24 protein-coding genes, 2 tRNA genes and 3 pseudogenes are annotated in these 24,652 nt (G+C 61.4%); 14 read left to right on the top strand and 15 right to left on the bottom strand.

The features are described 5' to 3' along the window. Window positions 1-5: 5 nt before the first annotated feature. Complete coding sequence (locus J2Z75_RS15390) at window positions 6-236, top strand: AbrB/MazE/SpoVT family DNA-binding domain-containing protein (protein ID WP_209853642.1); 231 nt, start codon at window positions 6-8, stop codon at window positions 234-236. Next, on the top strand, window positions 233-634 hold the full coding sequence (locus J2Z75_RS15395; protein ID WP_209853643.1) for a PIN domain-containing protein: 402 nt from the start codon (window positions 233-235) through the stop codon (window positions 632-634). The genes J2Z75_RS15390 and J2Z75_RS15395 overlap by 4 nt, the downstream gene beginning before the upstream one ends. Window positions 635-672: 38 nt before the next feature. Here the strand turns inward: J2Z75_RS15395 and J2Z75_RS15400 are convergent, their stop codons facing one another. Beyond that, window positions 673-1,170 carry a MarR family winged helix-turn-helix transcriptional regulator gene (locus J2Z75_RS15400; protein WP_209853644.1) on the bottom strand — a complete coding sequence of 166 codons (498 nt, stop codon included), beginning with the start codon at window positions 1,168-1,170 and terminating at the stop codon, window positions 673-675. A 50-nt stretch (window positions 1,171-1,220) separates the two neighbouring features. Between J2Z75_RS15400 and J2Z75_RS15405 the strand changes: the two genes are divergently transcribed. From J2Z75_RS15405 to J2Z75_RS29235, 6 genes and pseudogenes are all read left to right on the top strand, one after another. Continuing rightward, the gene (locus J2Z75_RS15405; RefSeq protein WP_209853645.1) at window positions 1,221-2,726 is read left to right on the top strand and encodes an FAD-dependent oxidoreductase; all 1,506 of its coding nucleotides are present in this window, start codon (window positions 1,221-1,223) and stop codon (window positions 2,724-2,726) included. Window positions 2,727-2,854: 128 nt separating this feature from the next. Beyond that, window positions 2,855-3,478, top strand: coding sequence for a methyltransferase family protein (locus J2Z75_RS15410; RefSeq protein WP_209853646.1), 624 nt, complete (start codon window positions 2,855-2,857; stop codon window positions 3,476-3,478). A gap of 227 nt (window positions 3,479-3,705) precedes the next feature. Continuing rightward, window positions 3,706-5,337, top strand: coding sequence for a diguanylate cyclase domain-containing protein (locus tag J2Z75_RS15415; protein WP_234937362.1), 1,632 nt, complete (start codon window positions 3,706-3,708; stop codon window positions 5,335-5,337). A gap of 135 nt (window positions 5,338-5,472) precedes the next feature. After that, complete coding sequence (ppdK, locus tag J2Z75_RS15420; RefSeq protein WP_209853647.1) at window positions 5,473-8,139, top strand: pyruvate, phosphate dikinase; 2,667 nt, start codon at window positions 5,473-5,475, stop codon at window positions 8,137-8,139. An 85-nt stretch (window positions 8,140-8,224) separates the two neighbouring features. Beyond that, window positions 8,225-8,467 (top strand): DUF1902 domain-containing protein, encoded by a 243-nt coding sequence (locus J2Z75_RS15425; RefSeq protein WP_209853648.1) that lies wholly within the window; start codon window positions 8,225-8,227, stop codon window positions 8,465-8,467. Between the two features lie 6 nt (window positions 8,468-8,473). After that, window positions 8,474-8,668, top strand: a pseudogene (locus tag J2Z75_RS29235) (type II toxin-antitoxin system HicA family toxin). Between the two features lie 44 nt (window positions 8,669-8,712). On the opposite strand, the gene J2Z75_RS15430 reads toward J2Z75_RS29235, so the two are convergent. The 3 genes from J2Z75_RS15430 to J2Z75_RS15440 form a co-directional block, all read right to left on the bottom strand. Beyond that, on the bottom strand, window positions 8,713-9,555 hold the full coding sequence (locus J2Z75_RS15430; RefSeq protein WP_209853649.1) for an alpha/beta fold hydrolase: 843 nt from the start codon (window positions 9,553-9,555) through the stop codon (window positions 8,713-8,715). A 120-nt stretch (window positions 9,556-9,675) separates the two neighbouring features. Beyond that, window positions 9,676-9,930, bottom strand: coding sequence for a hypothetical protein (locus tag J2Z75_RS15435; RefSeq protein WP_209853650.1), 255 nt, complete (start codon window positions 9,928-9,930; stop codon window positions 9,676-9,678). A gap of 39 nt (window positions 9,931-9,969) precedes the next feature. Next, window positions 9,970-10,368 carry a hypothetical protein gene (locus J2Z75_RS15440; RefSeq protein WP_209853651.1) on the bottom strand — a complete coding sequence of 133 codons (399 nt, stop codon included), beginning with the start codon at window positions 10,366-10,368 and terminating at the stop codon, window positions 9,970-9,972. A gap of 302 nt (window positions 10,369-10,670) precedes the next feature. On the opposite strand from J2Z75_RS15440, the gene J2Z75_RS15445 reads away from it, so the two are divergent. Continuing rightward, on the top strand, window positions 10,671-11,579 hold the full coding sequence (locus tag J2Z75_RS15445; RefSeq protein WP_209853652.1) for a DUF1499 domain-containing protein: 909 nt from the start codon (window positions 10,671-10,673) through the stop codon (window positions 11,577-11,579). Between the two features lie 9 nt (window positions 11,580-11,588). Here J2Z75_RS15445 and J2Z75_RS15450 read toward each other — a convergent pair. The 5 genes and pseudogenes from J2Z75_RS15450 to J2Z75_RS15470 all read right to left on the bottom strand — a co-directional run bounded on the left by J2Z75_RS15450 (window position 11,589) and on the right by J2Z75_RS15470 (window position 16,019). Then, window positions 11,589-12,472 (bottom strand): annotated as a pseudogene (locus J2Z75_RS15450) (LysR substrate-binding domain-containing protein). Between the two features lie 203 nt (window positions 12,473-12,675). Next, window positions 12,676-14,327 (bottom strand): annotated as a pseudogene (locus tag J2Z75_RS15455) (DUF4166 domain-containing protein). After that, a complete protein-coding gene (locus J2Z75_RS15460; RefSeq protein WP_209853653.1) occupies window positions 14,324-14,779 on the bottom strand; it encodes a thiol-disulfide oxidoreductase DCC family protein in 456 nt (151 codons plus the stop codon). Before J2Z75_RS15460 ends, J2Z75_RS15455 begins: the two are co-directional and overlap by 4 nt. Further along, on the bottom strand, window positions 14,779-15,711 hold the full coding sequence (locus J2Z75_RS15465; RefSeq protein ID WP_209853654.1) for an MBL fold metallo-hydrolase: 933 nt from the start codon (window positions 15,709-15,711) through the stop codon (window positions 14,779-14,781). The genes J2Z75_RS15460 and J2Z75_RS15465 overlap by 1 nt, the downstream gene beginning before the upstream one ends. 11 nt (window positions 15,712-15,722) lie before the next feature. Then, window positions 15,723-16,019, bottom strand: coding sequence for a cupin domain-containing protein (locus J2Z75_RS15470; protein ID WP_209853655.1), 297 nt, complete (start codon window positions 16,017-16,019; stop codon window positions 15,723-15,725). Between the two features lie 370 nt (window positions 16,020-16,389). Between J2Z75_RS15470 and J2Z75_RS15475 the strand changes: the two genes are divergently transcribed. Further along, window positions 16,390-16,463 (top strand) — tRNA-Gln (locus J2Z75_RS15475). Window positions 16,464-16,643: 180 nt separating this feature from the next. Then, window positions 16,644-17,414, top strand: a complete 771-nt coding sequence (locus J2Z75_RS15480; RefSeq protein ID WP_209853656.1) for an HNH endonuclease — start codon at window positions 16,644-16,646, stop codon at window positions 17,412-17,414. Between the two features lie 179 nt (window positions 17,415-17,593). Here the strand turns inward: J2Z75_RS15480 and J2Z75_RS15485 are convergent, their stop codons facing one another. Then, entirely contained in the window at window positions 17,594-18,004 is a 411-nt protein-coding gene (locus J2Z75_RS15485; RefSeq protein ID WP_209853657.1) for a hypothetical protein, read from the bottom strand. Window positions 18,005-18,416: 412 nt separating this feature from the next. Between J2Z75_RS15485 and J2Z75_RS15490 the strand changes: the two genes are divergently transcribed. The 3 genes from J2Z75_RS15490 (at window position 18,417) to J2Z75_RS15500 (ending at window position 19,564) form a co-directional block, all read left to right on the top strand. Continuing rightward, window positions 18,417-18,493 (top strand) — tRNA-Pro (locus tag J2Z75_RS15490). A gap of 247 nt (window positions 18,494-18,740) precedes the next feature. Continuing rightward, on the top strand, window positions 18,741-19,220 hold the full coding sequence (locus tag J2Z75_RS15495; protein WP_209853658.1) for a DUF2938 domain-containing protein: 480 nt from the start codon (window positions 18,741-18,743) through the stop codon (window positions 19,218-19,220). Between the two features lie 65 nt (window positions 19,221-19,285). Beyond that, window positions 19,286-19,564 (top strand): hypothetical protein, encoded by a 279-nt coding sequence (locus tag J2Z75_RS15500; RefSeq protein ID WP_209853659.1) that lies wholly within the window; start codon window positions 19,286-19,288, stop codon window positions 19,562-19,564. A 91-nt stretch (window positions 19,565-19,655) separates the two neighbouring features. Here the strand turns inward: J2Z75_RS15500 and cysN are convergent, their stop codons facing one another. From cysN to J2Z75_RS15525, 5 genes are all read right to left on the bottom strand, one after another. Then, window positions 19,656-21,164: a sulfate adenylyltransferase subunit CysN gene (cysN, locus tag J2Z75_RS15505; protein WP_209853660.1), complete on the bottom strand. Its 1,509-nt coding sequence runs from the start codon at window positions 21,162-21,164 to the stop codon at window positions 19,656-19,658. Beyond that, entirely contained in the window at window positions 21,164-22,117 is a 954-nt protein-coding gene (gene cysD, locus J2Z75_RS15510) for a sulfate adenylyltransferase subunit CysD (protein WP_209853661.1), read from the bottom strand. The genes cysN and cysD overlap by 1 nt, the downstream gene beginning before the upstream one ends. Window positions 22,118-22,158: 41 nt before the next feature. Beyond that, the gene (locus J2Z75_RS15515) at window positions 22,159-22,944 is read right to left on the bottom strand and encodes a phosphoadenylyl-sulfate reductase (protein ID WP_209853662.1); all 786 of its coding nucleotides are present in this window, start codon (window positions 22,942-22,944) and stop codon (window positions 22,159-22,161) included. Between the two features lie 151 nt (window positions 22,945-23,095). Then, entirely contained in the window at window positions 23,096-23,620 is a 525-nt protein-coding gene (locus J2Z75_RS15520; protein WP_209853663.1) for a hypothetical protein, read from the bottom strand. A gap of 66 nt (window positions 23,621-23,686) precedes the next feature. Then, on the bottom strand, window positions 23,687-24,625 hold the full coding sequence (locus J2Z75_RS15525) for a hypothetical protein (protein WP_209853664.1): 939 nt from the start codon (window positions 24,623-24,625) through the stop codon (window positions 23,687-23,689). Between the last annotated feature and the right edge of the window lie 27 nt (window positions 24,626-24,652).

Here is a 24,652-nt window from a genome sequence, read left to right on the forward strand (position 1 = left end):
TTTGCATGCAGGTTTCCAAATGGGGCAACAGCCTGGCCGTCCGGCTACCGAAAAAGCTGGTCGAGGAGATGGGCTTGGTCGAGGGCGACGAGATCAAGGTGGTCGATGTCGTGGAAAATACGCTGCTTGTTGAGAAGGATGATCGTCGCAAGGCAGCGCTGGCCGCTCTTGCGTCCTTTAATTTGCCGCTTCCTCCCGACTATAAATTCGACAGGGAAGAGGCAAATGAGCGGTGAAGGCTTTCTTTGATACGAATATTCTCGTCTACATCGTGTCGGATGACCCGAGAAAAGTCCCCGCCGCCGCCTGTCTGCGGCACGGTGGGGTTATCAGTGTGCAGGTTTTAAACGAGTTCGTGCATGTTGTACGCAGAAAGATGCGGCACGATTGGAACACGATCGAGCTGGCGCTGAAACAATTCCAAATTGCGCTCGACGAAGTGGTGCCGCTCACCGCCCGACTTCACGAAGCTGCCCTTTCGCTGGCCCGCGATCACGGCCTCACGATCTCCGACGCCCTCATCGTCGCAGCCGCCATGGAAGCCGGCTGCGAAACGCTGTTCAGCGAGGACCTCCAGCATGGTCGTGTCTTCGGTCGCGTGACCATCAAAAACCCGTTTCTAGGCGCCGTGTAGGTGCAAGGCGAAGCGGTTCAGGCTCCGGGCCTATCGCTTCATGACTCCGCCGGATCGGCGGTAACATCCCGATCGATATCGTCGGCAAATTTGCGCATCAGCCGCACCAGTTCGTCGATGTCGCGGGCATCCCAGCTTTTGAAAATGGCCTGGCCGATCCTTTCGCGGGCGGTGTCGACGAGATCGGTCATTGCCTTGCCTTTCGGGCTGATGACCGCCTCGCGCACGCGACGGTCGGCGGCACTTCCGCGGCGTTCCACCAGATCGAGGCTTTCGAGTTTGGCGACCTGGCGGCTAACGGTGGTGTAATCGCGCCCCACACGGTCGGCCAGCTCCACAACGCCGATCGGCCCGAGCCGTTCTATGCCGACAAGCAGCGGAAACAGGGCACGATCAAGCGATATGCCGGCTTCTCGCACCATCTGTTCGTCGCGCTGGGGGCGGTTCATGACACTGACGACATCGAGAAGCGCGCCATGAAGCCGGCGAATCTGATCGTTAATATGTGTATTTTGCACACTATTTATTGACGGCATATCCATCCTCCTGTTATGTGCATTATACACGCATTTAGATGGAGATGGCAATGACAGAAGAATTTGCAACGGACGTGCTGATCTGCGGCGCGGGCGCCGCCGGTCTCACGCTGGCAATAGACTTGGCACGCCGGGGCGTATCCTTCCGCCTGATCGAGAAGATGGACAATCCGTTCCGTGGCTCGCGTGGCAAGGGCATCCAGCCGCGAACGCAGGAGATATTCGAGGATCTGGGGATCGTCGACCGCATCGTCGCGGCCGGCGGCCTCTATCCGCCACAGCGGGAATATCGGGGCGACGGCAGCTACACCGTAACCGACGTCATGGAGCATGGCGAGCCGACGCCTGCCGAGCCCTATCATGTCCCGCTGATGGTGCCGCAGTTCCTGACCGAAGGTGTGATGCGGGAACGGCTTGCCGAACTCGGGCACAGGCCGGAATTCGGTTTTGAGTTGACCGGTTTCGAACAGGATAAGAGCGGCGTCACAGCGCGGATCGCCGGCAAGGCCGGCGAAGAGGCCATCCGTGTGCGTTATCTGGTCGGGGCGGATGGTGGCCGCAGCTTCGTGCGCCACGCGCTCGATATCGGCTTTCCCGGCAAGACGCTGGGCGCCCGTGCCATCGTGGCCGATGTCATGTTGACGGGCCTGGGACGCGATGTGTGGCACCGCTTCAGCGAAGGGTCGATGGAACGGCAGATGGCGCTATGCCCGCTTGCCGGAACCGGGATGTTCCAGTTGCAGGCGCCGATCCCGCTTGAAGGTGACGTCGATCTCTCCGCCGAGGGGCTGACCGTCATGGTGGCGGAACGCACCGGCCGCGACGACATTCTCATCCGGTCGGTGTCGTGGGCATCGGCCTTCAACATGAACGCGCGGCTGGCCGATCGCTACCGTGTCGGCCGCGTGTTCCTCGTCGGCGACGCCGCCCATATTCATCCGCCGACCGGCGGCCAGGGTCTCAACACCAGCGTGCAGGACGCCTACAATCTCGGTTGGAAACTGGCGGCGGTGGCCGATGGAGCGCCCGAAATCCTGCTCGACAGCTACGAGGAGGAACGCCGGCCGATCGCCGCCGGCATGCTGGGCCTCGCCACCAAGCTGCTCGATGCCGCGAAACAGGGCGACATGCGGCGCGGTCGAGAGGTTCACCAACTCGACATCGGTTATCCCCAATCCCCGCTTATGATGGAAAAGCCGGAACGCCAGCGGGATCTGCTGTCGGGCGATCGTGCACCCGATGCGCCGGTTCGTGGCGCTGCCGGCCAGCCGACGCGCCTGTTCGAGCTGTTCAAGGGCGCGCACTGGACGCTGCTTGGATATGAGGTCGAGCGCGATGCCATCCCGCCACGCTGCGGGCTGCATATCCACACATTCGGCCCGCGCGGCGATATCGCCGATGAGGGTGGCCACATCAGCGACGCCTACGCTCTCGCGCCCGGCGATTGGCTGCTTGTGCGTCCCGACGGCTATGTCGGTGCAATTGTTGCATCCGGCGAGACGGCCGCGCTGGAGGCCTATTTTCGCAATGTCGGCCTGGGCATTCAGGGCCGATGATCGAACATTCCTGCGTAACGGGGGCGTGTTCCGCGACAGTCGCAGCCATACGGCAACATCCTTGAACCAGGTGTCCCGGCCGAAGCTGGAACCGAAAAGCGTTCCACAGGAATTCTGGAGAATAACCGATGAATGAACCCTTGCAGCCGGCACCCTTCCTGCAAAAGAGACGGATCGCGTCGCTTTGGCTCTTTACCATTGTCTCATTGCTGGTCCTGGGTGTTTCCCGGCCCTCCATCGATGAGGCGGGTGATCTTGACATCGTTCTCGATCTTTGTGGTTCGTTTTTGGTTCTCGCCGGCGTTTTCGGGCGGTTGTGGAGCATCCTCTACATCGGCGGACGAAAGAACCATCAGTTGGTGACAACTGGGCCTTACTCGATAACCAGAAACCCGTTGTATTTTTTCTCCGTGGTGGCAATTTTCGGGATCAGCCTGATGTTTGGCTCGGTGCTCGTGGCAATCGCGGTTCCGCTCGTTGCATTTGGCATCTTTCGCTGGACGGCGGAGCGTGAAGCGCGTTATCTCCAGCATCTGTTCGGTCCACAATATTCCCGTTACGCGAACGCCACCCCGCTGTTCTGGCCGAAGCTGTCATTGATGCGCTCCCCTTCGCAAATCGGGATAACCGTTGGAACGCTTCAATCGACCTTGAGGGACGCCCTGTTTTTCATCGTTTTGCTGCCCGTGATGGAACTGCTGGAATATCTGCGCGTCCAGGAACACATCACTGCTCTCTTCACCATTCCCTGAAAGGACCCGGTTGTCCGCCGTGAGCGAAGGCATCGCGGCGAGGGTCGTCGTCACCGATATCGTCAAGCCGGGTGATAACGATCCAGACGCCGTCGCCGCAAACGATTGACGGTTGTTGCCAACAAAACCCTAGCCCGGCCTCGGTAAGGGAATCTTTCACATCTCGGCGCACAATCCGGGCATCTCTTGTAGATGGGGTGGATGTCGGCTTCCGAGGATATGAGGACTTGACGGATTTCACGGGCGCAGATGCGTTGATGCTGCTGGGAGCCGTTCCCTTCGCATCCCTGTGCGTGAACGCGAGCGGCATCATCGTCTTTGCCAACGAGGCCGCGATTGCGATGTCCGGCGCCGGCGCGTCGATTGCCAGAACGCCTGTTTCGCGCATGCTGCCGGAATGGCACTCCGTCTCGACGGTGGCCGCCAATTCCTTCCGCCGCGAAACCGTGCTGTTGCGCAACGATGGCAGCGCCATCCCTGTTGAACTTTCCCTCGTGCGGTTTGCAAGTGGTGGTGACGATCTGACCGGTATCGTCATCCGGGACCTGATCGATGAGAAGGCGCTGGAATCGATGCGGCTCGAACTTGAGCGGCAGAACGACGCGGCTTTGGCGGAGGCGAAAGCTGCGCACCGGCGGCTGGGTTTCATCATCGACATGCTGCCGCAGGCTGCCTGCGTCTTCGACGCAGAGGACCGTTATGTCCTGTGGAACGAGAAATACGCGGCCCTTTACCCGGAGATTGCCGCGCATCTGCGGCCCGGCATCGCTTTTCGGGATATTCTGAAAATCAGCCTTGCCAGCGGCAAGATCGCCGAGGTCGTGGACGACGCGGAGGCGTGGCTGGAGGAACGGATGGCGCGGCATATGATGCCGGTCTCCCAGCATGAGCAGATGCTGCGCGACGGGCGCTGGCTGCGCCATGACGACCGCCGCACGCCGGATGGCGGCGCCATCGGCATGCGCATCGACATTACCGACCTCAAGCGCCGCGAAGAATCGTTCCGGCTTCTGTTCGACGCAAACCCGATGCCGATGATGGTCTGCGATGCGGTCACGCTCGATATCCTCGCGGTGAACCACGCCGCGGTGGTGCTCTACGGGTTCGCGGCCGAGGTTATGCTGGAAAAGCGCGTTACCGATTTCCATGCTCCGGCCGAAGGAGAACGGCTTGGCACCACATTGCGCGGGCTTGAGGGAGATTGCGAGGCGCGCACCGTCTGGCGCCAGAAGACGGCAAGCGGCGGCGAACATCACGTACTCATCTATGTCCGCATCCTGAACGAAGGAACATCCCGGCGGCTGCTGTTGACCATAGCCGATGTCAGTGACCGCGTTCGCGCCGAGGCGCACGCCACCCATCTTGCCCATCATGATCCGCTGACGGGCCTGCCCAACCGCATGCGGTTTCGCCAGAGGCTCGAATCCGCGCTCCAGACTGCCGCGCGCGACGGCGAGGAACTGGCGGTGCACTACCTCGATCTCGACGGCTTCAAGCCGGTCAACGACACCTTTGGTCACGCTGCCGGCGACATGCTCCTGAAAGAGGTGGCCGAACGGCTGAAATCGGTGCTGCGCGCCGGCGATCTGGTGGCAAGGCTCGGCGGCGATGAGTTCGCCATTCTCCAGCACGCTTCCGCCACCACGGCCGCGGAGGTTGCAAACCGCTGCATCAGCGTACTTGGAAAGCCATTTGCCATCGCAAACCGGCAAATCGGCATCAGCGTCAGTATCGGTATCGCGGTTGCGCCCGAGAGCGGATTCGATCCCGACGAACTGATGAGCGCCGCCGACACCGCCCTTTATCTGGCAAAGGCATCCGGCAAGAGCACGTGGCGCCGTAGCCGGACCGCCGCCTGAGCACCCCGCATCGTCTTTCTGAGACAAGTTTCTCACGATTTTGCTGCAATGCAGCAAAATTCCGCCGCCGATGCATTTTAAACCCGAAAGGGATACTGTAACCTTCGGTGGGAGCCGAACGGGTGGAGAAATAGCATGATGAAGTGGGTTTATACCTTCGGCGGGGGAGAAGCCGAGGGAAATGCGGGCGATCGTGATCTTCTGGGCGGCAAGGGTGCCAACCTGGCAGAGATGAGCAATCTCGGCCTGCCGGTCCCTCCGGGCCTGACGATCATCACCGAGGCCTGCGTTCGCTATTATGCCGATGGCCGCAGCATTCCCGATGAACTCAAGAGCCAGGTGTCGGCCGGCATCGAGAAGATGCAGGCGATCACCGGCCGTATCTTCGGCGATACGCAGCATCCTCTGCTGCTGTCGGTCCGCTCCGGCGCGCGCGCCTCGATGCCGGGCATGATGGATACCGTCCTCAATCTCGGTCTCAACGACTTGACCGTGCAGGCGCTCGGCCATGACGCCGGCGACGCGCGCTTTGCCTGGGACAGCTATCGCCGCTTCATCCAGATGTATGCCGACGTGGTCATGGGCCTTGACCATGAGATCTTCGAGGAAATCCTCGAGGACGAGAAGGGGCGCCTCGGCCATGAAAACGATACCGATCTCTCCGCAGTCGAATGGCAGCATGTCATCTCGCTCTACAAGCAGGTGATCGAGGAAGAGCTCGGTGAAGCCTTTCCGCAGGATCCGGAAGTGCAATTATGGGGCGCCATTGGTGCCGTCTTTGCCAGCTGGATGAACCCGCGCGCCGTCACCTACCGGCATCTGCACAATATTCCGGCCGCCTGGGGCACTGCCGTCAACGTGCAGGCCATGGTGTTCGGCAATCTCGGCAACACGTCCGCCACCGGCGTCGCCTTCACCCGAAACCCTTCAACCGGCGAGAACGAGCTCTACGGCGAGTTCCTCGTCAACGCGCAAGGGGAGGATGTCGTCGCCGGCATCCGCACGCCGCAGAACATCACCGAGGCCGCCCGCATCGCATCCGGCTCCGACAAGCCGTCGCTGGAAAAGCTGATGCCGGAGGCATTCGAGGAATTCCAGAAGATCTGCGCCCGGCTGGAAGGCCATTATCGCGACATGCAGGACCTGGAGTTCACCATCGAGCGCGGCACGCTCTGGATGCTGCAGACCCGCTCCGGCAAGCGCACCGCCAAGGCGGCGCTGAGGATCGCCGTCGATATGGCCGAAGCCCGCACGATCACCAGGGATCAGGCCGTCACCCGCATCGATCCTGCCTCGCTCGACCAGCTGCTGCACCCGACCATCGACCCGCGCGCCCGCCGCGACATCATCGGTTCCGGGCTGCCCGCCTCGCCGGGCGCTGCGACAGGCGAGATCGTCTTCACCTCCGAAGAGGCGGTATTGGCGCAGAAGGAAGGCCGCAAGGTCATCCTCGTGCGCGTCGAGACCAGCCCGGAAGACATTCACGGCATGCATGCGGCCGAAGGCATTCTCACCTGCCGCGGCGGCATGACCAGCCACGCGGCCGTGGTGGCACGCGGCATGGGAATACCCTGCGTGTCCGGCGCGGGCAACCTGCGCGTCGATGCCCGCAACGAACTGTTGATCGCCGCCGGCATGACGCTGAAAAAGGGTGATGTCATCACCATCGACGGCTCGTCCGGGCAGGTGCTCAAAGGCGAAATACCGATGATCCAGCCGGAACTCTCCGGCGATTTCGGCAAGATCATGGCCTGGGCGGATCAAAGCCGCCGCATGACCGTGCGCACCAATGCCGAGACCCCGGCCGACGCCCGCGCCGCCCGCTCGTTCGGCGCCGAAGGCATCGGGCTCTGCCGCACCGAGCATATGTTCTTCGAGGGCGAGCGCATCAATGTCATGCGCGAGATGATCCTTGCCGCCGACGAGGCCGGGCGGCGGGTGTCGCTCGCCAAGCTTTTGCCGATGCAGCGCTCCGACTTCGTCGAACTGTTCTCGATCATGCACGGCTTGCCGGTCACCATCCGCCTGCTCGATCCGCCGCTGCACGAGTTCCTGCCGAAGACCGACGAGGAGATCGCCGATGTCTCAGCCGTTCTCGGCATGGATCCGGCGGAACTGCGCCAGCGTGTCGATGCGCTGCATGAGTTCAATCCGATGCTCGGCCATCGCGGCTGCCGGCTGGCAATTTCCTATCCGGAAATCGCCGAGATGCAGGCCCGCGCCATCTTCGAGGCGGCGGTCGAGGCCGCCCGCGAAACCGGCGCTCCCGTCGTGCCGGAGATCATGGTGCCGCTGGTCGGCCTCAAGTCGGAGCTCGATTATGTCAAGGCCTGTATCGACGCGGTCGCCAGGGAGGTCATCGGCGAGGCGGGCATCGAGATCGAATATCTCGTCGGCACGATGATCGAGCTGCCGCGCGCCGCCCTTCGCGCCCATGTGATTGCCGAGAGCGCCGATTTCTTTTCCTTCGGCACCAATGACCTGACGCAGACCACCTTCGGCATTTCGCGCGATGATGCCGCCCAGTTCTTGAACACCTATATCCAGAAGGGCATCGTCGAGAAGGACCCGTTCGTCTCGCTCGATTTCGATGGCGTCGGCGAACTCATCCAGATCGCCGCCGAACGCGGCCGCCGCACCAAGAATGGCCTGAAACTTGGCATCTGCGGCGAACATGGCGGCGACCCCGCCTCGATCCGCTTTTGCGAGGAAACCGGCCTCGATTATGTCTCCTGCTCGCCCTTCCGCGTGCCCATCGCAAGGCTTGCGGCCGCGCAGGCGGCGATCAACGGCAAGGGGTGAGGGTGGTACTGAAAATTGACTCAGGAAACGCTATATTTTACCAGTGGGCGCTAATGTCGGCGTCCGGTTGTTTAAGGAAACTCCCATGAAGCACGTCTCGATCATCGTTCGAGCAGCATGGGATGACGAGGCGAAGGTACGGGTGGCGACGAGTACGGATATTGATGGCCTAGCCGTCGAAGCGGACACGATGGAACTGTTGGAGCCAAAGGTTCTGGCCGCGATTTCCGACCTGCTGGAACTGAACGACATATCGTCGGACCTGCAGGAAATTCCGGTTCACATCATGTCCGAGCATTTGACCAGAGTTGCGAACCCGCATTTCTGATCGCCGATGTCCAGCTATCTGCGCGACCTCAAGGATCTGTTGACCAAAGCCGGTTGTCACTATGTGAGGCCCGGCACGGGTGATCATGAAATTTGGTTCAGTCCTGTTTCATAGCGGCATTTCACTGTCGATCACGGTGTGAAATCACGCCATACCGCCAAAGAAACCCTGAAACAAGCTGGTTTGCCCAAGGCTTTCTAAGTGTCGGGGGGAACTGGTGCCTAGCTGTTCCAGGTTTCATCCCCCTAATTGTCGATAAAATCCCGCACCGCCTTGTTGTACCCCTCCGGGTCCTGCAGCATGGCAAAATGGCTGGCGTTTTCGAGGATGACGAGCTTCGCCCCTGGAATGGTCCTGGCCAGGTAATCCGTATGTTCGCGGCTGATCGCCTCGTCGTGATCGCCGAGAACGATCGCCGTCGGCGTTGTGATCTTTTTCAGGTCGTCGTCGCTCCAGTTCGGCTGGCTCGCCCACATGCCGCTGATCTGGGTGACGAAGGCGCCGTACTCGGTCGGCGTCGGGGAAATTTTCTTGTAAACCTCGCCGGCTTTTTCAATGTAGGCGGCAAAGGTCTTGTTCTCCATCACTGTCGGAATGACGCCATCGACCTTGGAATTGGCGGCCTGTGCGAACAGCTTCGTCAGCCGCTCCGGGTGGTGGATGGCGATATCGAGACCGATGATGCCGCCGTCGCTCCAGCCGACAATCGTCGTCTTGTCGATCTTCAGGTAATCGAGCAGAGCCAGATAGTCCGACGACATCAGGTCGTAGCTGTAGGGCTCGGCATTGCGGGTGGAGCGGCCGTGACCACGGCTGTCGGCGACGATGACGGTATGGTCTTTGGAGAGGTCGGCTACCTGGGCGCCCCAGACGTCGCTGTAGCCAAGGCCGCCATGGATGAGAAGCACCGGCGGGCCGGAGCCAAACACCGAGTAATGCAGCTCGATGCCGTTGACCGGAGCGGCGCCTGTCTTCGTCGCCTGCGGCAAGGGCGCCGGATCGGGCAGCTCCTGCCAGCGTTCCGCGGCAAACGCGGGCGCAGCGGTGAAGATGAAGAGGGCGCAGAGTATGTTCAGCACGGCTTTCATGGAAAATCCCCCGATCGATGTCTTCCGTATCATAGGCGGCAATTGCCGTTGCCAAAGCAAAAGCCTGCGCCATTTTGCGCTGAACGGGGAATTTTCTTGCTGGAGGGGAAGGGGGCTATGTCAGCGGACGACGACCGGCCTGTTCCAGCCCCACATCATCGTATCATTGCCGCCATACCGAAACGACCGTGATTCAGCGCGGCGGTCGAGATCGATGCGCTGCAGGCAGGTGGCGAGAGCGTCGGTGTTGCGGCGAAAACCGTAGGACATGCAGGTTTTTTCGTCGGCAGCACGGCGCTCCTCCGGCGTCATCGTCACGCAACCGCCAAGGATTGCGCCAATGGCCACAAGCGACAGGGTTTTTCGGATATGCATGCTCGAACCTTGTAACGTTTTGCAGACCGGATCCGTCTATCAGATACGTTGCAGCACATCCACAAAGGCTTCAGCGAAATTCTTCAGGTCCGCCGTCTTCTCGTCGGGCGTCTCGATGCGGATCGTGGCGCCGTCGGTCTCCAGGCAGGCAAAGATCGTCGCCATCGCAGCGCCGCCATTCTGCTGCGGAATGCGCAGGACCGCGATCCGGTCGCAATCGTCAATCAGGCCGGATGCCGGCAGTTCGAACAGGAAGGCACCGTCGATCGCGGAAGCTGCGGCGCGGACATGGGCGGCGAAGCCGTCCGGGCCTGTCGTGAAGCCGTCGAGCGAAAGCTCCAGTTCAAGCAGTTCCATCGTCAAGCCGGCGTCTGAAACCGGCGCCGCCGTCTGGGTGACCGACGATGGCGCCGTCGTTTTGGGTTCGGATGATAGCACGTTCACTCTCCTTTCAGGCAACTGGAAAGACAAGTGTCTCCCGAGTGTCTGGAAATCCTGATATCTGTGCAAGCCGGTCCAACGCCGCATGGATCGGAAAACACCGCCGCCCCCGTCGTTAAGACATGGTCAAGGAGAATGGCGAATTTGCGGCACGCCTTGGCCGCCAATACTTGCATGCACTTGGCCGAGCATTCGCTCGACCTCCATCGACTTGCCGAAAACCGCTTCACACTGTTCCGCATCATGCTCTAAACAGGAGAGAGGTTTCCGCGTCCGGGCCAAGGGATTGATTCTGCCAGATGATGATCAAGTATGAGCGCCCCACGTCTCTCGCCGCCCGCTGGGCGCGCCGGATCGCCCGCTTTGCCTTCGGTCTCTTCGTCGCCGCCCTGCTGGCGCATCGCTTCGGGCCGCTGGTGACGCCGCATTTCGTGGTGCTCGGGCTGTTTTCGGCGGGTCTTGCGGCGTTTGCAGTGCTGCTTTCGGTCATCGGCTTCGTCAGGCTCTGGCAGGTGGCCGCCGTCGGCGGCGTCGCCTCGTTCGTGGCCCTGGTCTATGCGGTGGTGCCGATCGGCTCGGCCGGCCTTGCGCTCAACGAATATTTCTCCAAGCCGGCGATCTACGATGTCAGTACCGATACGGTAACCCCGCCGCCCTGGATCAAGCCGCCGGAGGCCGAGCAGGGCTGGCTGAAGCGCCCGCGTGAGGTGACGCCGGAGGACCGGGAAGCGCAGATCGTCGCCTATCCGGGCCTGACCGGTCGCCGGTATGACGGCGCGCTCGACCGCGTGTTCCAGGGTGTGAAGATCGTCGCGGAGAAGACCGGCATCAGCATCGTTGCGCAGGAAGGCGAGGAGAACGCCGAGGCTGATCTCGAAGACATGGTCGTCAAGCCCTCGGATGCCGCCACGGCCGACAGCGAGCCGGACGACGTGCCGATCCCGCTGTCGCGCCCGGAGATGGTTCCGGGCGACATGCGCCCGGGGCGGCGTTCCTCCGATATCCTCGTGCAGGGCGAATGGCGCACCCTGATCGTCGGCTTTCGCTTTGATGTGCTGATCCGGCTTCGGGAAGAGGCGGAAACCACCTTTGTCGACATGCGCGTGGCCTCGCGCTACGGCGCACACGACCTTGGCCTCGGCGCCGCCTTCGCCGATCAGTTCCTGCATGCGCTCGATGCGGAGTTGCTCGGCATCGCCGGAGACTGATTGCGGCCGTCAGACCGTCGGTCCGGCAAAACAGCCGCCGATCCATTCGACGAAGGCTGAGGCTTCCGGCGACAGATGATCGAACTCGCGCGCCACCAGAAAGTAGGCGCCGTGGGGAATCGACAGATCGAATGGCTGGATGACGCGCCCGCCGTCGAGATCGTCCCGGGCCAGCACGGCATCGACGAGGGCAACGCCGTGGCCGCGCAGGGCGGCCTGTAGCGCCAGCGCGCAATCGGCGAAGATCGGCCCGCGCCGGGCGTCAGTCCGGCGGCGGAAAACCAGCGGGTCCAGACATCGCGGTTTTCCTCGTGCAGCAGCGTATAGGACAACAGGTCCTGTGGCGTCTCAAGGGGCGGGTGTGTCAGGACCGCAGGCGATACGACCGGTACCATCGCCACGTCGCAGAGGTGACGGGCTTGGGCGCGGGGCCAGGAGGAGGCTTGGGCGCTGTGACGGATGGCGAGTTCTGCCGCATTGCCGCGAAATTCGACCAGCCGGGCCTCGGATTCGACCGAAACGTCGATCTTCGGGTGAAGCGCGCGAAAATCCGCCAGATGCGGCACCAGCCAGCAAGCGGCGAAAGCCGGCTCGGCATTGACAGTCAGAAGCGCGTTGACCTTGGCGGAGCGGATTTCTTCAAGTCGGGCATCCACGCTGTCGAAGGCTTCGGCCAGCGTTTCGAGCAGTCGCGCGCCTTCGGCGCTGAGGCGCACTTTCCGGTGATGCCGCGTGAACAGCGCCGTTCCCAACAGCGCTTCCAGTTCACGCACCTGCCGGCTGATCGCCGCTTGCGAGACGAACAGTTCTTCCGCCGCCAGTGTAAAGCTCTCCAGCCTTCCCGCCGCCTCGAAGCTGCGCAGGGCCGTCAACGGCAAGCGTCCGCGTTTCATTGCATAACCTCAAGTCATTCGAAGGGGACAATAAGCTCGTTTGTCGGCCATGGGCAAGCGGGATCAGACTGCCGCATCGATGGATTTGAAGGGAATGATGGCGATGGGCACGATCCTGACACTCTGGATGGACGTCATCCTGCTTTTGACCTTGCAGCGCGATGTCGGGCGCAGAACATTTTTGGACGGCAGCGCCGAACGGTTCAGCCGGGAGGACGGAGCCAGCCCGTGTATCGTACGATCAGGCCGGTCAGCGGACTGGTGATCTCGACATGAAACCGGAAGATGCCGTCCCGTTCTTCCTCGAAAGTCTCGCCGCCCGGTGCCAGAAACAGCGGCAGCGGCAGGCCGAGGAAACGCCAGCCGCGGATCACCAGTCGCAGGCGGCCCTTGTCGGGCACCAGCGCGATCAGCACGCGAAAAGGCCCGAAATCCTCAGCCAGCAGATACGTGTCGCGACCGCTGGCGGCGGATTGGACGCTGCGGAAGGAGGTCTCCCCGAATGTGCGGATCCAGGTCTCGCGGCCATCGGCGCATTCGAAGCGGACGCTGACCGGGATGTCGGGATTGTCAGTGGGAAAGCCGATGATCGCGGCGGTGATCCGGGCAGCCAGGCCGGTGCCGCGCTCGACCCTGGCGCGTCCTTCGACGGTGCGTGTCACGGTGCTGTCGTGCATGGCGGCGACCGCAGGCGGCAAACTATCCCAGGCGCCGGCCAGCATGCGCCGATAGAGCGGGGTGTTCTCCTCGGATGGGCTGTCGTCCCGGATGCCGGAGTGGATCGAAAAGCGCGAAAACAGCGGCGCGAAATCCGCGAGCGTCAGTTCGCCTGCCGCCGGGCGTGCACCGGGTTGCGGTTTCCGGCCCGAAAGCCAGCCGCGAACGATCGCCTCCGCCGCCATTGCCGGAATGAAGGGACCGTCGTCGCCTTCGGCAATGAGATGCCAGGACCGCGCCAGCCTGCTGCCATCGATCGCAGCGCCCGTAACCGCGACGAACATGCCGCCACGATGTTCGCCGAAGCCCAGACGCTGCGACACTCGACGAAATAGCGGTGCGAATGGCGACAATGACGGCAGCAGTTTGAGCCGCACCAGCCAGCCGCAGAGACCGAGCAGCCGTTGCAATATCTGTGGCTCGGTGCCGGCGCCGGTGAAGGTGGATTTCAACCCCGGCAACGCCCGTGGCAACAGGACAAGATCCGGCGCGTCGACAAGGGCGAAGCGGCGGCTGTTCAAGGGGATGCTGCCCGGCGGCGCAATCGTCTGGCGCATGCCATCCATCAAGCCGTGACCGGTTGCCGGTTTGCCGTCATGCAGAAGCGCCACCGGCTTGCCGGCATAGCTGGAGACCGCCTTGACGACGTTCAGGCCCATGCGGACTTTGGGCGAGGGGGCGATGCCCGACGTGACCGTCTCGATATCGGCAAATCCCGGTTTCAAGGCGGCGAGCGCCGCGAAGGAAAGGGCGGGAAAGCTGCTGCAGCCGGAGAGGACGAAGCCGCCGCTTTCCTTTGCCGCGTCATCGAAGCTGGAGATGCCGGCGACGAAGGCTGTCGCATCGGCGAGATCGAGATAGCAGACGCCAAGCGCAATACAGGTTTTGACCAGATGATACGGATCGGGTCCGGCATCCTGAAACGGCCCGGGGGCATCGATGAGGAGATCGGGATTGAGGGCCGACAACAGAGGGCCTGAGTCGCCGCTGCGATCCATCATCACAGGCTCCAGCGTCGCCTTGGCGTCGATCATCTCTCCAATAAAAGCCGTGGCTCGTCGGCAAGCAGCCGCGCCAGCCTGCCGCCGAACGTGCCGTAGCCGCCGAGGATGAGGATGCGCAGCCGCTCGGCGCTCATGCAAGGAACCGGCTGCGGTGCTCCGGTGTCGGCACGAAGCAGGCATTGCGGCGGCCGGCGATCCGGTAGCGATTGCGCGCCACCAGTTCGTAGAGCGGATCGCGCAGGGCCCTCGGGATAATCCGCAGCACATTGGCGAGATTCCAGGGAAAGCCGAGCCCGGCGGCCATGCGCAGCGATCCCTCCGATTTCAGAAGGGCGCAGCCGTCCTCAATCAGGATGTTGGTCTCGTAGTTGCGGCTATCGAGGCCGTAGTGCCGGTAGAGCGCCTCGCCGAGCGGCGATTGCGCGGTGATGAAGCGGTAGCGGCCCTGCCGGTCGTGGCGCAGAACGAAGTTCACCCAGCCGGAGCAGAAGATGCATTCGCCGTCAAAGACGATGATCGGGTGGTCGTCGGCAAAGGCAGGCACCGACGGATCGTTGCGATAGCTGTAGGCCGGGCGGGATTGCATCAGGTAGCCCCTCCGGGCGCCAGGCGGTAGGCGCCGGTCAGCGACGGCGGGCCATCGGTCTCGACCTGACCGCGTTCGAGCAGGTCTTCCAGATGGGCAAAGACCGACAGCGCGGCGGCGCCATGCAGCCGCGGATCGGTGGTCGCGTAGATGACTTTCACCATCTCCGGAATAAACGCATCGCCAGCGCGCACCCGTTCCAGCACGGCGCGCTCGCGCATGCGCCGGTGCGCCCGAAGGCCCCTGAGAAACGCGGCAGGCTCCTTCACCGGGCCGCCATGGCCGGGCAGGTAGAGCCGGTCGTCGCGGCCGAGCAGCTTTTCCAGCGACGCCATATAGTCGGTCATCGATCCGTCCGGCGGCGCGACGATCGAAGTCGCCCAGGCCATGACGTGATCGGCGGAAAAGACGATGCCGGTGTCGTCAGGCTTGCCGAGAGCGAAAGCCGCATGGTTGGCGGTGTGGCCGGGCGTCAGAAGCGCGGTCAGCGACCAGCCGTCGCCCGCAATCGTCTCGCCATCGGCCAGCGCGATATCCGGCGCGAAATCCATGTCCGAGCTTTCGGCGAACGGATTGATCTCGCCCGCATGCAGCAGCCGTGCAGCCCGGTGCGGTCCTTCGGCGACAACAAGCGCCCCGGTCGCAGCCTTCAGCCGGCGGGCCAGCGGCGCGTGGTCGCGGTGCGTGTGGCTGACGGCGATATGGGTGACCTCGCGACCGTCAAGCGCCGCCATCAGCGCCTGGAAATGCGCCTCGTCCTCCGGCCCCGGATCGATCACCGCGACGGATTTTTTGCCGACGATATAGCTGTTGGTGCCATGGAAGGTGAAGGGACCGGGATTGTTGACGGTGATGCGCTGCACGTCGTCCGCCACCGTCACCGCCTCGCCATGGGCAGGCTTGAAGTCGAGATCGAAGTCCGGACCATCCATGCGCCGTCTCTTCACTTGTACTCGATTTCGATGAAGGACATGAATTCCTTGCCGTTGTTGACGACGTTGTGCTCGACGCCCGCCTCGCGCCGGTAGGCCTGACCCTTGGCGATATCCACCCGCCGCTCGCCCCCCGGTTCCTCAAGCAGGAATTTGCAGTCGGTCATCGGCACGACGACATAGCCCATGCCATGCACATGATGCCCGGTATCGGCCCCAGGCTCGAAATCCCAGCGGGTGATCCGCACAACGTCGTCATCGAGAAGCAGCGTCGGCTTGGCAGGCGGGCGGGCACGAAAAATGCTCATGAAGGTCTCCGGGTTTGAAGGCGAGACTAGAGGGCGGGGAGGGGAATGGGAAGGGCATTGCTCCATCATCACGCGCAGTGTTTGCCGCCTTCACCCCCCTCTGTCACTCCGTGACATCTCCCCCTCAAGGGTGGAGATCATTCCTTTCCCTCATTGCTTCCGAACTTGATGTCAGGGGCGCTGTGTGGCGACGGCCAATCTCCCCCCTTGTGGGGGAGATGTCCCGGAGGGACAGAGGGGGGTAAACCGCCACAACCTCCGCATCCGTTCGAAAAATCCGCGCAAAACCCCAACTTAAGCGTTGTCGCATGCGTGCGGCTTTGCTAAACCGGCTCTCGATTTGGCCGGACGATTTGTTCGCGCCAAGCGTTGGGGCGTAGCCAAGTGGTAAGGCACTGGTTTTTGGTACCGGCACCCCTGGTTCGAATCCAGGCGCCCCAGCCAATTTTACTTCGACAAATTCGATCATATATCCAGCGTTTGGTGTTACTGCGCATCAGTTTTCTGTTGTTCAATTCTGTAACATGGAGCACTGACCGTGATTTAATCTTTATCGTTTTGATGAAATACCATGATGGCATTACAATCCCCGCCGACCAAATATGACTCAGTTCGGTAGCAGACATGGAAACCGTATTCCCACCTGTCTTCAAGTGCATTTACTGCGGGGATGAAAAAGGCCCTTTCTCCAAGGAGCATGTGATTCCTGTTGGCTTGGGAGGGACATGGATTTTGCCTCGCGCAAGTTGCGAGGATTGCAGAAAGAAGACTCAAAAAGTCGAAAACTTCTGCCTTCGAAATCACTTCGGAAATACGCGGATCGCTCTTGACATGAAAACACGGCATCCTGAGCAAAGGCCAGATAACGTAGCTTTCAGTGTCACCAAAAAAGATTTAAGCGTTGAATCTGTATATATACACAAATCCGAATTGCCAATTTTTCTTGTCTTACCCGTATATCCAGCTTCGCGGATCGTAAGAACGTTAACCGACAAGAATATTGTTGATCCGTCTTCAAATGAGTGGGTACATATATCTAGCTTTGAAACGCTTCAGTTCCTCTCAGGTGACGGAGGCGCTGTTAAAATAGCAAGCATGGATTTTACGGGGTTTGCCCGATTTCTTGCAAAAATGGCCCACGGCTATCTAGTTTGTACGCAAGGTGTTGACGGGTTTGAGCATTTTCTCGGAGATTTAATCTGCGAGAAAACCGAGGAGTATTGGCATTGGGTAGGGAGTGTTGTTGATTGGTTTGTGCCACCCCCAACAGACGATGTTTTTCAGATACAAGGGATCACGCACAACGAAACAGGGCACCTAATCGTACGCATCCGGTTATTTCCCAACTTAAACGCTCCAGTATATCATGTGGTAGGCGGCAGGATTCGACCATAATCTCTCACACGCTAGAGCCCCGCCTTCTCCATCTAAATTTTCCGCACTTCCAACTGCTCATCGCGACCTGGATGGTGACCCTGTATGTTCTCTGGTGCAACGTAAAAAAATGCAAAACAAAACCCGCCGATCTTCACCGGCGGGTCCATTCACATCAACACAATCTACGCCAAAAACCCTTACTTCGCCTTGTCGCCGGCCAGAAACTCGTCGCACCAGCTCGGGCCTGACGATTTCTTGATGTCGCCGAGGACGTGGACCGAGCGGATCACGTAATCCGAGGAAACGTTGAGCTGGACGGAGCAGGAGAGGAATTCGGTGCGGGCAGAGGCGATCTTCTTGCCCTTCTTGCCGTTTTCGCCTTCGGCATATTGCGCCGGGATTGTCCGCTTCTTGTAGCCGCCCTTCCAGGAATAGACCGTCATGTCGCCGTTTGAGACGTCCGACTGCGGCGGTCCGAAAGCGGCGAAGAAGACGCCGGCGGGCTGGCCCTTCCAGCGGGCTTCGACGGCATTTCTGGCCGGTCCCACGGTGGTGCAGCCGGCGAGCGCCAGCGCGAGGCCGGCCACGGTCATCAAGCGGAAATTCATCTGGTCAAGTCCCTTTGGCTTTCGTTCTGAAACATCGGTCTGCCAAGGCGGCGCAGCACGGCGGTGGCCAAGGCTTTCAACCCTGCCTCTAGCGCTAAACCGATTGAAAGAAAATCGGCAGAATGACTTATAGGCGCGGTTGCGCGCATAAATTTGCAAGCGTTGCCGAAAGGCCCCAGCAGCGGGCGGCGGGGCTGCCTGACGACCCCCGGAACCTCGGCGCAGCCGCGACGGGCGAAGGCCGGCACCTGTCGTGTGGTCGCTGCCCGGATAAGGCGGGTACGGTTGTGGCGGGCAGGCTTGCCTGCCGGTGCAACGGACTGATCCCGTTGTTTTCAGGCGGCTTGCCGATTTTTCCCATTTTGCGCCTTGTGGAAAGGAAAATGCTGTTCTATAGAGGCGCCGCTGGTCACGGAGTGTAGCGCAGCCTGGTAGCGCACGTCGTTCGGGACGACGGGGTCGGAGGTTCGAATCCTCTCACTCCGACCAGCTTGAATTTTGATTTTCGATTGAAAATCAAAAAGGTGGAATTCCCGAGATTTTCCTGTTTCCCCCTTAAATCCACAACTGTCCGCCCGCGTCGCGCGATGCGGCGTGTATTGCGCCGCTGTCTTCCTTGACCGAAAAAGACAAGATGACTTACAACGGCGTGACATCCGCACACCCATCATGTCCCGTGCTCCCGGCCGCCCTTATTGGCAGCCGCGCCCGGCCTACCGATCAGGAATTCCGGCCCATGTTCGATATCCTCTGGCGTAGCGTGGCGATCGGCCTTGGCGGCACCGTCCTCATGGATCTCTGGGCTTTCCTGTTGTTCTTGGCTGCCGGCCAGTCGCGGCCGAACTGGGCGCCGGTCGGGCGCTGGTTCTGGCACCTGCGCACCGGAAAGGTCTTTCACGAGGATATCGGCAAGGCCGCGCCCTATGAGCATGAACTGGCTCTGGGCTGGATCTGCCACTATGCCGTCGGCATTCTGTACGGCATCCTGCTGATCGTCTTTACCGGCCCGTCCTGGCTTGCCGCGCCGACGTTCCTGCCGGCCTGGATCCTCGGTATCGTCACCGTCGGCGCCGGCTGGTTCCTGTTGCAGCCGGGGCTTGGGATCGGCTGGGCGGCGTCGAAGCTTCCCAATGCCAACACGGTGCGCCTGCTCAATCTTGTCTCCCATACGGTTTTTGCGGCCGGCATGTACGGGACGGCGCTTCTCATCCGCTGAAGACGTTTCTTGCCCCGGGCGATTACCGTGCTATGGCTTTGGCGCGCACCGTTCAAGGACATGTTTTGAAAAAGATAGACGACCTGATTGCCTCCGTGACGAGTATCCACGACCGCTACAAAGCCGGCCGCATGGAGCGGGAAACCGTGCGCGAATGGGTGCTTGGCCTTGGGGGATATCCGGCGCCCTATGCCGAACCGCTGGGTGACGCCGCGGCGTGGTTCAGGCCGGTCCGGGATATGGAGCCGGACGCGCTGAAGGCAGCCGACCTGGAGCGGTTGAAGGCCATCGTCGAAGCCGGGGGCTCGGTCACACTAAACCCGGCGCGGTTCAACGGCCGCTGAGGCCGTCGACATTTCGGATGTTTTGGGGGAAATGCCCGCAAGCACCGCCGTCGACCTTTTGTCGCTGGCGGTGCTTGCGAGACAGACCATTTCAGATGTCGACAGCGGCATCCTTGAAGATTTGCGAAGCCTCGCCGGCGGTCATGCGGAGTAGATCGGTTTCGTCGCGGCGGCGGGAGAACAGCTCGGTCGCCATCAGCTGGTCCGCCAGGTCCGCCGGCAGCGAGAGCACCACCCGGGTCTCGTCCGAACGAAAGCCTGTCAGCGACGAGCGCTTGGCCGTGATCATGCCGCCGGCCACCGTGTTGTTGGTGTCCGGATCGATCAGGATGAAGGCGCCGGTGGTGCGGTTCTGTTCATAGGCGTCGAAAACCGCATTCTCATCGAAGGAAAGATGGACTTTGCCAATGCCGTTCATGGGCAGGAGGCCTGTCCGCTGGTTCCAGCTGCCGGTCTTCAGGTCGAGTTGGCTGAATGGGTTGGCAGTGACGCGCTGGCGTCGCGAGCCGCTCTTCAGCCAGTAACGCCGACCCGGCTGAATGCCCTCCGACTGCAGGGCAACGAGCTGGGCGTCGAAATCGAGGCCGACCTGCGGCTGGCTGTCGATCGAGACGATCATGTCGCCGCGCGACACGTCGACCTGGCGGTCGAGTACCAGCGTGATGGCATCACCGGTAACGGCTGCGTTGCGCACAAGATCGAAGGTGATGATCTTGGTAACGTTGGCAACCATGCCGGACGGCAGGATGACGACACTGTCGCCAGGCTTGACGGAGCCGCCGGCAACCGTGCCCTGATAGCCGCGAAAGCTTTCACCGGGACGCGAGACACGCTGCACCGGCAGGCGGAAGCCGACGGTCTGGGCGGAGCGAACGGTCGCCAGTTCCAGCACTTCGACCAGCGTCTGGCCGTCATACCAGGGCATCGAGGCCTTGCCGTCATAGACGACGTTTTCGCCCTTCAGCGCCGACATCGGAATGGCGGTGATCTGGCGGACGCCGAGCGACAGCGCCAGTTCCCGGAATTGGTGGCTGATCTGGTCGAAGCGGGCGCGATCATAGTCGACCAGATCGAACTTGTTGACGGCGAGGACGAACTGCTTGATGCCCATCAGCGAGGCGATCGTCGCGTGGCGGCGGGTCTGTTCCAGCAGGCCGGTGCGGGCGTCAACCAGCAAAATGGCGAGATCGGCCGTGGACGCGCCGGTTGCCATATTGCGGGTATACTGCTCATGGCCGGGGGTGTCGGCGACGATGAAGGAACGCTTGTCGGTGGCGAAGTAGCGATAGGCGACATCGATGGTGATGCCCTGTTCGCGCTCGGCCTGAAGACCGTCGAGCAGCAATGCGAAATCGGGCAGGCCGAGATCGTTCTGCTTGCCACTGTCGCGGCGCAGCGTCGCTGCCTGGTCTTCCTTGACGGCCTTGGTGTCCCAGAGCAGCCGGCCGATCAGGGTGGACTTGCCGTCATCGACGCTGCCGCAGGTGATGAGGCGCAAGGGGCGCGTGTCGCGCGGCAGGCGCGCGGCGTCAACCGCCGGGAAAGCGGTGATCGTGCCTGTGGGTGCCTCAACGGCTTGTGCGGTTGCGGAAACGGTCATCAGAAATATCCTTCGCGCTTCTTCTTTTCCATCGAGCCGGACTGGTCCCGGTCGATGGCGCGGCCCTGCCGTTCGGAAACCGTGGCGATTTCCAGTTCGGCAATGACCTCTTCGAGATTGGTAGCCTCAGAGGGGATGGCGCCCGTCAGCGGAAAATCGCCAAGCGTGCGGAAACGGATCGAGCCATGCTTGACGGTTTCGCCGGGCAGAAGTTCCAGGCGCGGGTCTTCGGCAAGGATCATCATGCCGTCGCGCTCCACGTAGGGGCGCTCCTTGGCGTAGTAGAGCGGCACCAGCGGAATGTCTTCCACCTGGATGTAGCGCCAGATATCGACCTCGGTCCAGTTCGACAGCGGGAAGGCTCGCACGCTCTCTCCCTTGCGGATCATGCCGTTGTAGATGTTCCAGAGTTCCGGACGCTGGGCGCGCGGATCCCAGCGATGCTCGGGCGTGCGGAACGAATAAATCCGTTCCTTGGCGCGGCTTGCCTCTTCGTCGCGGCGCGCGCCGCCGAAAGCCGCATCGAAGCCGCCGGCATCCAGCGCCTGACGCAGGCCTTCGGTTTTCATGATGTCGGTGAACAGCGCCGAGCCGTGGGTGAACGGGGTCACGTTTTCAGCGGCACCGCGCGGATTGATATGCTCGATGAAGTCGAGATCGTACTTCTTCACGATGTCGTTGCGGAACGCGATCATCTCGGCAAACTTCCAGCCGGTGTTCACATGCAAGAGCGGGAAGGGCACGCGGCCGGGGTAGAACGCCTTGCGCGCCAGATGCAGCAGCACGGACGAATCCTTGCCGACGGAATAGAGCATCACCGGCTTGTCGAACTCGGCGGCGACTTCGCGAAAGATATGAATCGCCTCGTTCTCGAGCGCCTTCAGATGCGGATCGAGCGGCGTTTTTGTCGTCTGCGGATTGTGCAGTTCCGTTTCCGGAAGGGTACTGGGCATTTCAAGTCTCCGGGAGTGTCTGTGGTGCGAGCCTGCGCGGATTATCGCGCAATGCTGCTGGAAAGGGGACTGCTCGAAATCGGCGATGCTTGCGGAATGGTCGAGGCGACGGCTTCCGCGACGTGAAGGCCGCATTCGCGCTTCTCGTCGTTCTCCCACCACCAGCGGCCGGCACGCTCTGGCTCGCCCGGCTTGATGGCGCGGGTGCAGGGCTCGCATCCGATCGACGGATAACCGCGGGCATGAAGCGGGTTGACCGGGATCGCTTCCGCCGCGACGTGGGCACGGATCGTTTCGATGTCCCAGTCGGCCAGCGGATTGATCTTGATCAGGCCACGGTCGAGATCGGCCTCGGCAAACGGCGTGTCGGCGCGATTGCCCGACTGGCCGCGGCGCAGGCCGGTGATCCAGAAGGATGCCCCTTCGAGTGCGCGCGCAAGAGGCTTCACCTTGCGCGCGCCACAACAGGCATGTCTGGCTTCGACGCTGTCGTAGAAACCGTTCATGCCGTACTTGGCGGCGTAGGCGTCGATATCGTCCTGCTCGGGATAAAACCGCTTGATCAGAATGCCGTAGGTTTCTTCGGTCTTGTCGATCAGCGCGACGGTTTCGTTGAAAAGGCGGCCGGTCTCCAGCGTCGAAACGTCGATGCCGAACTTGCCCGTGCCGATGGCGGCCGTAATCACCTGGTCCTCGATGCCGAGGCTGGTGGTGAAGACCGACTTGCCGTCAAGCGCGGCGACGAGCGCCAGCCGTCCGGAAAGGTCGAGACTTTCCAGTTGGCTGTTGAGCGCACTAGCGCGATTTTCAAGCGATGCGGATGTCATGGGAGGAAATCCTGATTTTCTTGCCACGGAATATCGCAGCCCTGTGTGACAAAAGACAGAAAAACGGATTTCTAATGTCGGCGGATCAGAGCAAATATCTCTCCGTTCGGCAAAAAATGCAGAATAGTGGATGAAAAGACACAGTTTACAGCTAAAATCTATCAATTTTGTAGTTTATTTTCGCTGGGAATGCGTTTTGGTCACATCCGCTCCCTTTAAGGATCGCTATCCTTTCCTCGATCGTCTTCGGTGTTTCGATGGCCGAGAGAGCGGCTTTTTCCAGATCGGCATTCTCGACCGCCGCGCCTGTGGGAACGCTGGCGATGATCGTGTCCATCGTTGTTTCGCCTTCGATGTACACCGAGTACACGTCGAGGTCGCGCACCGTCGCATGACCGCGAAGGAGGATTGTCCGCCTTCCGTCGACCGTTGTTTCCCGGAGTTCGTCGATGCGCATGGCGTTTTTGCCCTGGCCGGATATCGTTCCGGGTTTCGCCATTTTCGTGATGTCGAGCGGCTTCAACGGGGTATCGATGACCAGAAGCATCGCCCCCGAGGGATGAAAGAACATGGCGACAGGTTCCAGCTTGAGCTCGAATCCATCCGGGGGAACGATACTCCAGCTGGTTCCGGGCAATGTCTGGCGCTCGGCGGCAGTCGCCGGCGCGGCCAGCAAGGTCAGGAAAACGCATGCCATGCGCAGGAATGGGGGCATGTCCGTTTCCCTTCGTGCAAGCGTGAATTATTTGATGGATATGCCGTCGCGGATGCTGGCGAGGCGATCGTAGTGGAAACCGGTGATCGGGTGCTGGGCGATCATCAGGATTCCCTTGCCATTGTCGATTCGAAACCAGGCGATGCCGCCCAAAGTCTTGTTCGTCGCCTTGTCCTTGCGGGTGTAGGTGACTTCAAGTACCCGGCCGCGCGTCGTGTCGCGGACGGTCGTTTCGAGGAACTCGGCATCCGGATATTGCTCGGCAATCTGGCCGCGCACCTTGTCGCCGTCGCCCTCGGCACTCATGTCGCTCTGTCCGTCCGCATCACCGACGAAAACCATGGCAAACAACTGGTCGAGCGCACCACCCATATCGCTGCCCGGGCCGTCCGTGATGATGGCGACGCTTCCCATCACGATCTCTGCGATGCGCATCCCCGCGAGATCATCGAAGCGATAGGGCAGGGCCTCGGCGCGCTGGTCGATGGTCTGATCCACTTCACGCGCCGTCAGCAGCGACGCTTCGATTGCCGCCTGATTGACCAAGCTGGCCGCGTTCGCCGGGATGACGGCAATGACCATGCCGTTGCTTTTGGCCCCTTGGATCGACACCGAAACGATATGGGAATTGCGCAGCGTCATGTAGCCCTTGAAGTAGAGCGCATGGCGGCCGCCGATGGTCATCTCGCGCATCTCGTCCATCCGGGCGACGTTTTCGCCTTCACCCTGCATGCTGCCGACTTCTCCCAGGTCCGACAGTTTCAACGGCGTCGGCTCTGACTGCATGATCATCATCGCCGCCTTCGAGGGATGGATGAACATCGTGATGGGATCGCGGGTGAGGGTGAATTCCGGCGGCGGCTCGATGCTCCAGCTGGTGCCCGGCACATTGACCGCGTCCGCGGCCTGAGCCGGCATCGTGGAAAGCATCAGCAAAGCACTGGTCACGAATGCAATCAGGCGCATATCTGTGTCCTCACGGGATGTAGGTCA

The sequence above is a fragment of the Rhizobium herbae genome (genome assembly GCF_017873135.1).
Classification (GTDB): Bacteria; Pseudomonadota; Alphaproteobacteria; order Rhizobiales; family Rhizobiaceae; genus Pararhizobium; species Pararhizobium herbae.

Excerpts from the sequence above, each read along its gene's own strand:
- J2Z75_RS15390 (WP_209853642.1), top strand. The coding sequence starts at position 6 with ATGCAGGTTTCCAAATGGGGCAACAGCCTGGCCGTCCGGCTACCGAAA.
- J2Z75_RS15400 (WP_209853644.1), bottom strand. The coding sequence starts at position 1,170 with ATGCCGTCAATAAATAGTGTGCAAAATACACATATTAACGATCAGATT.
- J2Z75_RS15405 (WP_209853645.1), top strand. The coding sequence starts at position 1,221 with ATGACAGAAGAATTTGCAACGGACGTGCTGATCTGCGGCGCGGGCGCC.
- J2Z75_RS15410 (WP_209853646.1), top strand. The coding sequence starts at position 2,855 with ATGAATGAACCCTTGCAGCCGGCACCCTTCCTGCAAAAGAGACGGATC.
- ppdK (WP_209853647.1), top strand. The coding sequence starts at position 5,473 with ATGATGAAGTGGGTTTATACCTTCGGCGGGGGAGAAGCCGAGGGAAAT.
- J2Z75_RS15425 (WP_209853648.1), top strand. The coding sequence starts at position 8,225 with ATGAAGCACGTCTCGATCATCGTTCGAGCAGCATGGGATGACGAGGCG.
- J2Z75_RS15430 (WP_209853649.1), bottom strand. The coding sequence starts at position 9,555 with ATGAAAGCCGTGCTGAACATACTCTGCGCCCTCTTCATCTTCACCGCT.
- J2Z75_RS15435 (WP_209853650.1), bottom strand. The coding sequence starts at position 9,930 with ATGCATATCCGAAAAACCCTGTCGCTTGTGGCCATTGGCGCAATCCTT.
- J2Z75_RS15445 (WP_209853652.1), top strand. The coding sequence starts at position 10,671 with ATGATGATCAAGTATGAGCGCCCCACGTCTCTCGCCGCCCGCTGGGCG.
- J2Z75_RS15460 (WP_209853653.1), bottom strand. The coding sequence starts at position 14,779 with ATGCAATCCCGCCCGGCCTACAGCTATCGCAACGATCCGTCGGTGCCT.
- J2Z75_RS15465 (WP_209853654.1), bottom strand. The coding sequence starts at position 15,711 with ATGGATGGTCCGGACTTCGATCTCGACTTCAAGCCTGCCCATGGCGAG.
- J2Z75_RS15470 (WP_209853655.1), bottom strand. The coding sequence starts at position 16,019 with ATGAGCATTTTTCGTGCCCGCCCGCCTGCCAAGCCGACGCTGCTTCTC.
- J2Z75_RS15480 (WP_209853656.1), top strand. The coding sequence starts at position 16,644 with ATGGAAACCGTATTCCCACCTGTCTTCAAGTGCATTTACTGCGGGGAT.
- J2Z75_RS15485 (WP_209853657.1), bottom strand. The coding sequence starts at position 18,004 with ATGAATTTCCGCTTGATGACCGTGGCCGGCCTCGCGCTGGCGCTCGCC.
- J2Z75_RS15495 (WP_209853658.1), top strand. The coding sequence starts at position 18,741 with ATGTTCGATATCCTCTGGCGTAGCGTGGCGATCGGCCTTGGCGGCACC.
- cysN (WP_209853660.1), bottom strand. The coding sequence starts at position 21,164 with ATGACCGTTTCCGCAACCGCACAAGCCGTTGAGGCACCCACAGGCACG.
- cysD (WP_209853661.1), bottom strand. The coding sequence starts at position 22,117 with ATGCCCAGTACCCTTCCGGAAACGGAACTGCACAATCCGCAGACGACA.
- J2Z75_RS15515 (WP_209853662.1), bottom strand. The coding sequence starts at position 22,944 with ATGACATCCGCATCGCTTGAAAATCGCGCTAGTGCGCTCAACAGCCAA.
- J2Z75_RS15525 (WP_209853664.1), bottom strand. The coding sequence starts at position 24,625 with ATGCGCCTGATTGCATTCGTGACCAGTGCTTTGCTGATGCTTTCCACG.